Here is a 9,249-nt window from a genome sequence, read left to right as displayed (position 1 = left end):
GGGCCGGCTTACTGCCCGAGCAACTTCCCGAACGTCTCGCCCAGTCCACGGACAACGTTGCCGCCAGCCCCGCCGACGCCCCGGGTCAGCCCTTCGAGGCTGATGCCGAGACTTTCCGCCAGGCCCGCCCCGATGCGGATCAGCATCTGTTCGTTGAGGGAAAAGCGTGGGTCGTTGATGTCGCCGTCGAGGGTGAACTGGATCTGGATGGCGCCTTCCCGGCTCTTCATGAGCGCCACGGCGGCGGCCTGGGGGACGCCCATGAAGGAGCCGTTGCTGCTCAGTTCCAGATCGTGCAGGGTCAGCATGCCGGGGGCGTTGAGGCGGCCCTTGGCGACGACCGAGTGGATCTCCAGATCCATGCTGCCGCGCTTGACGCCGGTGTCGGCGGCGCGGATCAGGTAGGGCTTGAGGGCCAGCAGGTCCACGTCATCGAGGCGCGCCTTGATATCCGACTCCTTGCTGGCAAATTCCGTCCGGCCAATGATCTCCAGCCGACCGTCGTGATGCGGCCCCTTGAGCACGCCGCTGACCTGCAGCCTGCTCTGGCCGAGCAGGTCCGACAGATGCAGGTCGTCGAGCGAAAGCGCGATTTGCTCCAGGCGAATTTTCAGGGCTGGCCGGCTGACGCTCGCGTCAAAGTATTCAATCGCGCTGTCCACCAGTTCGATATGCCCGATGCTGATCTGCGGCCCGCTATCGGCAGGCTTGGCGGGGCGGTCAGTCAGCCCCGGCAGAACGTGCAACTTCTGGTCCGTCGTGCGCAACATCGAAAGATAAGCCCCTTCGATGCGAATGCTGCGCACGACAATCCGGGCGCTGAACAAATCGAGCAGCGAAGGCACCACCAGCACCCGCTCCGCCCGCAGCAAATCCGCCGCCGGCCACGCCGGCTTGCCCCCGCTGAGCGCCGGCAAGCGCAACCCGAGAATCTCCACCCCGCCCAGCCCAACACGCATCTCGCGGATTTCCCCGCTCGGCCCCAGCGCCTGCTCGATCCGACCCTTGAGCCCATGCACAGCCACCTGGAAAACCAGGAACAGCACGACCAGCAAGGCAATCAGGATGCCAAGCAGGCGCCGGGAGCGGAGTTGAAAGTTCATGGCGACAACGGGAATTTGCTTGAGCTGCAAATGGTACCCAAATTCGCCCGACGCTCAATGCGGAGGCTACGCTGCCCGCCACCCGCGTGCTCTCCCTGACCGGCGAATGGACGTCTCTTTTGTTTGGGCCGACCCGCTGAACACCACCCGAGTCGCCCACCGGAAAATTTCATTTTTGGCCGGTTTTTACGGTTGACCGTAGCAAGCCCGGTTGACCGTGGAAGTCTGAAAATCAGGCCTTCTTGACGAATTCCGACTTGAGTTGCATGGCGCCGATGCCGTCGATCTTGCAGTCGATGTCGTGATCGCCGTCGATCAGGCGAATATTCTTGACCTTGGTGCCGACCTTTACGACCGACGACGAGCCCTTGATCTTGAGGTCCTTGATGACGGTGACCGAGTCGCCGTCCTGCAGCACGTTGCCGTTGGCGTCCTTCCAGACGCGGGCCTGCTCGGCGTTTTCGCCGGCATCCTTGCTCCACTCATGGGCGCATTCCGGGCAGACGTAGTTGGTGCCGTCTTCGTAGGTGTATTCCGATTTGCACTTCGGACAGTTTGGCAAGCCGCTCATGGTGTTTCCTTTTCAGTAATCTTCTTCAAAACCGCCCATCAGATTGGGCAGCAGGATGTAGGCGCGTTTGAGGGAGTCCGTCAAATCGAGGCAGACATTGTCGTCGCCGAGATGATCGATGAAGCCCGACCGGTAAAGCAGCGAGCCGGGTTGCGAGTTCATGCCGCAGACGATTAGCGTGCAACCGCGTTTCGACAGCTTGTCGCGCAGATTCTCAAGGCCTTCGAGGCCGGTGGTGTCGAGCTGGATCAGGCGCGTCATGTCGAGAATGACGACTTCCGGATGCCCCTCGCGCGGGTCGAGTAGTTCTTCGAGCTTGTTCACCGCACCGAAGAACAGCGAGCCGAACATCTGCCAGGCAGCGACCCGCATCGTGCCGTCCGGGTAGAGGAACTGCGGTTCCTGGGCTTCTTCGCTGAGCGGCAGGCGATCGATTTTGGTCAGTTCCGACATGCGGTAGATGAAGAACAGGCTGGCCAGGACCATGCCCAGCTCGACGGCGATGGTCAGGTCGAAGAGCACGGTGACAAAGAAGGTGGCGAGCAGGATGATCCGGTAGTTGTAGCTGTAACGGCGCAATTCGACGAACTGGTGCCATTCGCCCATGTTGATGGCGACCACCATGACGATGGCCGATAGCGTGGCGAGCGGGACGTACGAGGCGAGCGGCGCGGCAACGAGGACGATGCCGAGCAGCACGGCGGCGTGGACCATGCCGGCGATTGGCGTCCGGCCACCGGACTTGACGTTGGTCGAGGTGCGGGCAATGGCGCCGGTCGCCGCAAAGCCGCCGAACAAAGGCGCGGCGATATTGGCCAGCCCCTGGGCCACCAGCTCCTGGTTGGGGTCGTGACGGTCGTCAATCTGGCTGTCGGCAACGCGGGCCGAGAGCAGCGACTCGATGGCACCGAGCAGCGCGATGGTGATGGCCGGCGAGATCAGTTTGCCGAAATCGTGAATCGACAGGTCGGGCAGCCCGAAGCCGGGCAGTTCCTGCGGAATGCCGCCAAAGCGGCTGCCGATGGTCTGTACCGGCAGGTCGAACAGGTAGGAAATCAGCGTTCCGACCAGCAGCACGGCGAGCGGACCGGGGGCGCGGCGCAGCAATGATAAGCGTTGGGCCAGCCAATTATAGGAAAGGAGGAAGACAAAGCAGGCTGAGGCCAGGCCGAGGGTCGGCAGGTCGACCGTGTGGGCGTTGGCGGCCAGGGTCTTGATGCGGTGAAAGAATTCAGCCGGCAGGCTGTCGATTTGCAGGCCGAAGAAATCCTTGATCTGGGCAAGGAAGATGACGACGGCGATGCCGTTGGTGAAGCCGATGACGACGGTAACCGGGATGAAGCGGATGAGTTGCCCCATGCGGGCGAGACCCATGGCAAGCAGAAAAATGCCGGCCAGAATGGTGGCGCCCATCAGGTTGGCATAGCCGTGGATGGCGACGATGCCGTAAACAATGGGAATGAAGGCGCCGGTCGGGCCGCCGATCTGCACGCGCGAGCCGCCCAGCGCCGAGGTGATCAGGCCGGCCACGATGGCCGTCCAGATGCCGGCCGTCGGCGAGCAGCCCGAGGCGATGGCGAAGGCCATGGCCAGCGGCAGGGCGAGGACGCCAACCGTGATTCCCGCCGCAAGGTCCTTGCCAAATTGCGCGCGATTATAAGTTGGCAGGCAATCCAGCAGCTTGGGACGGAAGGCGATTTTCATGATGCGCGCTCGGAGGGTAAGCGCAGCATTATATGAGTGCCCTATTAATCGTCAATATTAATCACATGTTAATATGATGTAACACGAATCAAACAAGAGTGAGTCATGGAGAAACGCACAGCCCGCTTGACCATCCTGATCGATCCCCAGAAGAAGAAAATCTTCGAGGAAATCTGCGCCGCCCAGGATCTGACTTCATCCCAGGTTGTCCGTCGCCTGGTGCGTGAGTACATCATTGAAAATGCCGGCGACCGCGAGTTGCCGGCGTGGCTCAAGCCGAGCGGCAAGCCCGCCGATTAATCCGGTTCGTTTTCAGGCGCTTTCCGCACCTTGTCCGGGTGATTTGCGCTGAGATAGGCATCGAACTTGGCCTGCATTTGCGGCGACTGCTTGGCCAGTTCGCGCAGGATGCGCGCCACCGCCCAGAGCATGACGGCAACGCCGCCGGCGGTGCAGGCCACGGCTTCCACGGTCGACGTCGGGAAGTCGGCCAGAATCGCCCCCTTGCCGGCAGCAAACCAACTGGCCCCGATGCCGACGCAGGCCAGGCCGAACATGTCGACCAGCGCATAGAGAAATATCGGGCCGGTCAGCGTCGGGCGAGGTGGGCGATTGGTTCGATTGAGCATGGGCGTGGCTGGTAGTGGATCGGTTTTTTGATATTTATCAAATGGTCTTGACAAAGCGAAAGTCGAGGCTTGACTTATGCACAGAGTTGGGGCGATTTGGTACTCAACTTTTCTTTCTGGCTGATAGATTTGCCAGATTGACGTGAAGAATTAAATATCGTTTAAAATCAATGAATTGTCATTAAGCTCAAGTTTCGGGCAGGGTAAGGAAAATCCTTGTGGAACGGTCACTTAGCGACTTACCCCTTGATTCATTCACAGACTTATCCACAGTTTTTGTGGATAGTTCCAAAAGCCTAAACGGTGTAGCTAGATTGGCTGGCTAAGTTAAAGTGATACCTTAGGTTGTGTCACAATTTTGCTGCGGCGCAGCAGTGGATTCCCTGCTGCGCCGGCCGTTGCCAGCGGCATCGCTTTATTTCACTCGCATTCCGGGTTGAGCACCCGAATCCGGCGACAAAAGGAAAATCCCGGGGGTTTTGCCCTCGGTGTCCGAGGCGGCCAGAACCATGCCTTCCGACAACCCGAATTTCATCTTGCGTGGTGCAAGATTGGCCACCATGACGGTCAGCCTGCCAATCAGTTGCGCCGGGTCGTAAGCGGCCTTGATGCCGGCAAAGACATTGCGTGTTTCGTTGTTGCCGACGTCGAGCGTCAGGCGCACGAGTTTGTCGGCCCCCTCGACGTGTTCGGCGTTGGCAATGCGGACGATACGCAGGTCAACCTTCATGAAGTCGTCGATGTTGCAGAACGGCTCCCACGGGCTTTCAGCCTTCACTTCGTTCTGCTGATGCTCGGCGTGGCGCTGCTGCGATTGTTGCTCCTGGGTCGGCGCCAGTGATTCCTTGTTGGCCTCGACCAGTTTTTCGATGAGCTTCGGATCGACGCGCGTCATCAGGTGCTCGTAGGTGTTGATGCCATGACCGGCGGCGAGCAGGCTTTGCGTATCGCTCCAGTTGAGCGGTGCGATGTTGAGGAATTTCTCGACCTTGCCGGCGACTACCGGCAGGATGGGCTTGAGCAGTACGGTAAGCAGGCGGAAGAGATTGAGCGCATTGGTGCAGGCCGCGTGTAGTTCAACTTCGCGGCCTTCCTGCTTGGCCAGTTCCCACGGTTTGACGCTATCGACGTACTGATTGGCGGCATCGGTCAGTGCCATGATTTCGCGCATCGCCTTGCCGAATTCACGGGCTTCGTAGAGTTCGGCGACGCGGCTGGCAGCTTCCTGGATGGACTTGATGGCCGGCAGGTCGGCAGCGGCCGGTGCCAGTTGGCCATTGAAGCGCTTGGCGATGAAACCGGCCGAGCGGCTGGCGATATTGACGTACTTGCCGACCAGGTCGGAATTGACGCGGGCGCTGAAATCCTCGAGGTTGAGGTCGATGTCTTCCATGCTCGCCGACAGCTTGGCGGCGTAGTAATAGCGCAGCCATTCGGGGTTGAGGCCGGTGTCGAGGTAGCTCTGGGCGGTGATGAAGGTGCCGCGCGATTTTGACATCTTGGCGCCGTCGACCGTAAGAAAGCCGTGCGCAAAAATCTTGGTCGGCGTGCGGAACCCGGCGTGGGCCAGTTCGGCTGGCCAGAACAGAGCGTGGAAGTAGAGGATATCCTTGCCGATGAAGTGGTAAAGCTCTGTCGTTGAATCCGGCTTGAAGTATTCGTTGAAGTCCAGACCGTTCTTGCTGCACAGGTTCTTGAAGGAGCCCATGTAGCCGATCGGTGCGTCGAGCCAGACGTAGAAATACTTGCCCGGTGCGTCGGGAATCTCGAAGCCGAAGTAGGGCGCGTCGCGGGAAATATCCCAGTCGGTCAACTTGTTCTCGCCGGGGGCGCCCAGCCATTCCTGCATCTTGTTTGCGGCTTCCGGCTGGAGTACGCCATATTCTTTGCTGGTGTACGCGCGCAGGAAAGACTCGCAGCGCGGGTCTGATAGCTTGAAGAAATAGTGCTCCGAGCTGCGCAGTTCCGGCTTGGCGCCGGAGATGGCGGAATACGGCTCCTTGAGGTCGGTTGGTGCGTAGGCGGCACCGCAGGACTCGCAGTTGTCGCCGTACTGGTCCTTGGCGCCGCATTTCGGGCATTCGCCCTTGATGAAGCGGTCAGGCAGGAACAGTTGCTTGACCGGGTCGTAGTACTGCTCGATGGTCCGTGTCTCGATCAGGCCGGCGGCGCGCAACTTGCGGTAGATGTCGTTGGCGCAGTCGCGCGTTTCGTCGGAGTTGGTGCTGTAGAAATTGTCGAAGCCGACGCCGAAGCCGGCGAAGTCGCGCGAATGCTCGCCGTGGACGCGGGCGATCAGGGCTTCCGGCGTGATGCCTTCCTTTTCGGCGCGCAGCATGATCGGCGTGCCGTGCGTGTCGTCGGCGCAGACGTACCAGCATTCGTTGCCGGCCATCTTCTGGAACCTTACCCAGATGTCGGTCTGGATGTACTCGACCAGATGGCCAAGGTGAATGGCGCCGTTGGCGTAGGGCAGGGCAGAGGTGACGAGTATTTTGCGCGACATGGATGGGCAAGGCTGGAAAAATAAAGGGCAATTTTACCGCGAGGAAGCAGGGAGGCGATTCACAAATCCCCAAGGCACATTCGCTGGCAATTGTTGCAGAACGTAAACTAGTATGCTTGTTTGGTAAAACATGATCGGTGGATCATTGCCGAAGGCGCATGATGGGCGCAGAATCGCGGCGAAATGGGAGGGGTTATGAATTTTGCAGTGGTCGAGGACAGTAGAAGCCAGGCTGAGGTACTCAAGGCGCTGTTGAAGAGTGAAGGACATCAGGTCGAGGTCTTTGCGGATGGGCGCTCCTGCATCGAGGCGCTCAAGACGCGAAATTTCGATTTCTTCGTGATTGACTGGAACCTGCCCGATATTGGCGGCGACGAAGTACTCAAACATGTGCGCGAAAAGTGCGGCTGGGACGTTCCGGTCGTCTTCTGCACGGGGCGTACTGACGAGGAGGCGGCCTCGGATATTCTGCGCCTGGGCGCCGACGACTATATTCCGAAGCCCATCCGCTACATGGAATTCATGGCGCGCATTCATGCCCTGCTGCGCCGCCGCCAGGCACGTCCGGCCACCGTACAGTTCGGCAGCATCGAGATCGACATGGAAGGACGGCGCATCAAGCTGGCCGGTGTCGATGTCGATCTGACCCAGCGCGAGTTTGAACTGGCGGTTATCTTGTTGAACAACGTCGGTCGCGTGCTGTCGCGCGATGAGTTGCTGACCAGCGTCTGGGCGCGCGATGCCGGGGTCGATACGCGGACCGTCGATACCCACGCTAGTCGTCTGCGCAAGAAACTCGGGCTGGCTGGCGAAAGCGGGCTGATGCTGTCGTCTGTTTATGGTCAGGGCTATCGTCTGGATACTGTCCAGCAGGGCTGATTTCCACCAACGGTTTCGGGTATACTGGACAAAATCACTCGGGTATTGCCCGTTGCTCACCCCAAAACCGGAGTTTCCATGAGTCTTACAGAACAGCAAGTCAAGGCTGCGCTATCTGCTGCGGTCGACCCCAATACTGGCAAGGATTTCGTTGCCGGCAGGGCGGTCAAGAATGTCAAAATCGATGGCAACGATGTGTCGTTCGACATCGAACTGGGCTATCCGGCAAATAGCCAGATCGATCCGATCCGCCGGCAGGTGATCGCTGCCGCGCGCACGTTGCCGGGCGTCGGCAACGTCTCGGCCAATGTTTTCAGCAAGATCGTCGCCCACTCCGTGCAACTTGGCGTCAAGCTGCTGCCGGGGGTCAAGAACATCATTGCCGTCGCTTCCGGCAAAGGCGGCGTCGGCAAGAGCACGACAGCGGTCAATCTGGCCCTGGCGCTGGCTCAGGAAGGGGCCCGGGTCGGCATTCTCGACGCCGATATCTATGGCCCGTCGCAGCCGCAAATGCTCGGCCTGGCCGGCCAGCAGCCGGAATCGAAGGATGGCCAGAGCATGGAGCCGCTGGAGGCTTATGGCGTGCAGGCGATGTCGATCGGCTTCATGGTCGATGTCGAGACGCCGATGGTCTGGCGTGGCCCGATGGTCGCCCAGGCGCTTGATCAGATGCTCGGCCAGACCAACTGGAACGATATCGACTACCTGATCGTCGACATGCCGCCGGGCACTGGCGACATTCAGCTGTCGCTGGCCCAGAAGGTGCCGGTGACCGGTGCGGTGATTGTCACGACACCGCAGGACATCGCGCTGATCGACGCGCGCAAGGGCCTGAAAATGTTCGAGAAGGTCAATATTCCGATCATCGGCATCGTCGAGAACATGAGCATCCACATCTGTTCAAAGTGCGGCCACGAAGAACATATCTTTGGCGAGGGTGGCGGCCAGAAGATGTGTGCCGATTACGATGTCGAGTTCCTGGGGAGCTTGCCGCTGGAACTGGCGATTCGCGAGATGGCCGATGGCGGCAAGCCGACCGTGGTCGGCGCGCCGGATTCACGGACGGCTGAGATCTACCGCGCCATAGCCCGCCGTGTCGCTGTCAAGATTGGCGAGAAGGCCAAGGACATGACCTCGAAGTTCCCCAATATCGTGGTTCAGAATACGTAAGTTTTTTGCCAAAACCCCAGACAAAGGCGGGTAAAATCCCGCCTTTGTTTTTTGTCGAGCGGAACCGGAAAAATGACCATCAAATCAGACAAGTGGATTCGCCGCATGGCGGCAGAGCACGGCATGATCGAGCCGTTTTCGCCGGAGCTGGTGCGCGAAGCCAATGGTCAGAAAATTGTTTCCTACGGCACGTCGAGCTACGGCTACGACATCCGCTGCGCCCGCGAATTCAAGGTGTTCACGAATATCAACTCGACCGTCGTCGATCCGAAGAACTTCGATCCGAAGTCTTTCGTCGAGATTGAGTCCGATGTCTGCATCATTCCGCCGAACTCGTTTGCGCTGGCCCGCACGATGGAGTACTTCCGCATTCCGCGCTCGGTATTGACCGTTTGTCTCGGCAAGAGCACTTATGCCCGCTGCGGCATCATTGTGAACGTCACGCCCTTCGAACCCGAGTGGGAAGGCTACGTCACGCTGGAGTTTTCCAACACGACGCCGCTGCCGGCCAAGATCTACGCTGGTGAAGGTTGTGCCCAGGTGCTGTTTTTCGAGTCCGACGAAGTCTGCGAGACGTCGTACAAGGACCGTGGCGGCAAGTACCAAGGGCAGGTCGGTGTCACTTTGCCGAAAATCTGACCTCAGACCGTAACGAAATCGTCTTATTCTGTGACCCGCTGCGGCGGG

General features: G+C 59.6%; 9 protein-coding genes. 4 read left to right on the top strand and 5 right to left on the bottom strand.

What is annotated here, in order from left to right; all coding sequences use genetic code 11:
- Positions 1 to 8: 8 nt before the first annotated feature.
- From KI610_RS16945 to KI610_RS16935, 3 genes are all read right to left on the bottom strand, one after another.
- Entirely contained in the window at positions 9 to 1,103 is a 1,095-nt protein-coding gene (locus KI610_RS16945; RefSeq protein ID WP_226496120.1) for a DUF748 domain-containing protein, read from the bottom strand.
- 232 nt (positions 1,104 to 1,335) lie between these two features.
- Positions 1,336 to 1,674, bottom strand: coding sequence for a zinc ribbon domain-containing protein YjdM (locus KI610_RS16940; protein WP_226496119.1), 339 nt, complete (start codon positions 1,672 to 1,674; stop codon positions 1,336 to 1,338).
- Between the two features lie 12 nt (positions 1,675 to 1,686).
- The gene (locus KI610_RS16935; protein ID WP_226496118.1) at positions 1,687 to 3,378 is read right to left on the bottom strand and encodes a SulP family inorganic anion transporter; all 1,692 of its coding nucleotides are present in this window, start codon (positions 3,376 to 3,378) and stop codon (positions 1,687 to 1,689) included.
- Between the two features lie 105 nt (positions 3,379 to 3,483).
- On the opposite strand from KI610_RS16935, the gene KI610_RS16930 reads away from it, so the two are divergent.
- On the top strand, positions 3,484 to 3,678 hold the full coding sequence (locus KI610_RS16930; protein ID WP_226496117.1) for a ribbon-helix-helix protein, CopG family: 195 nt from the start codon (positions 3,484 to 3,486) through the stop codon (positions 3,676 to 3,678).
- Here KI610_RS16930 and KI610_RS16925 read toward each other — a convergent pair.
- Positions 3,675 to 4,007: a hypothetical protein gene (locus KI610_RS16925; protein WP_226496116.1), complete on the bottom strand. Its 333-nt coding sequence runs from the start codon at positions 4,005 to 4,007 to the stop codon at positions 3,675 to 3,677. The two genes, KI610_RS16930 and KI610_RS16925, sit on opposite strands and share 4 nt — an antisense overlap.
- 415 nt (positions 4,008 to 4,422) lie before the next feature.
- Entirely contained in the window at positions 4,423 to 6,513 is a 2,091-nt protein-coding gene (gene metG / locus KI610_RS16920) for a methionine--tRNA ligase (RefSeq protein WP_226496115.1), read from the bottom strand.
- 195 nt (positions 6,514 to 6,708) lie between these two features.
- Between metG and KI610_RS16915 the strand changes: the two genes are divergently transcribed.
- The 3 genes from KI610_RS16915 to dcd all read left to right on the top strand — a co-directional run bounded on the left by KI610_RS16915 (position 6,709) and on the right by dcd (position 9,201).
- Positions 6,709 to 7,392, top strand: a complete 684-nt coding sequence (locus tag KI610_RS16915; protein ID WP_226496114.1) for a response regulator transcription factor — start codon at positions 6,709 to 6,711, stop codon at positions 7,390 to 7,392.
- Positions 7,393 to 7,470: 78 nt separating this feature from the next.
- On the top strand, positions 7,471 to 8,562 hold the full coding sequence (apbC, locus tag KI610_RS16910) for an iron-sulfur cluster carrier protein ApbC (RefSeq protein WP_226496113.1): 1,092 nt from the start codon (positions 7,471 to 7,473) through the stop codon (positions 8,560 to 8,562).
- 72 nt (positions 8,563 to 8,634) lie between these two features.
- Positions 8,635 to 9,201 (top strand): dCTP deaminase, encoded by a 567-nt coding sequence (gene dcd, locus KI610_RS16905; RefSeq protein WP_226403733.1) that lies wholly within the window; start codon positions 8,635 to 8,637, stop codon positions 9,199 to 9,201.
- Positions 9,202 to 9,249: the final 48 nt, after the last annotated feature.

This window comes from Ferribacterium limneticum, from assembly GCF_020510565.1.
Lineage (GTDB): Bacteria > Pseudomonadota > Gammaproteobacteria > Burkholderiales > Rhodocyclaceae > Azonexus > Azonexus limneticus_B.
The sequence above is the reverse complement of the archived record's forward strand: the minus strand, read 5'-3'. Positions and strand labels throughout refer to the sequence as shown.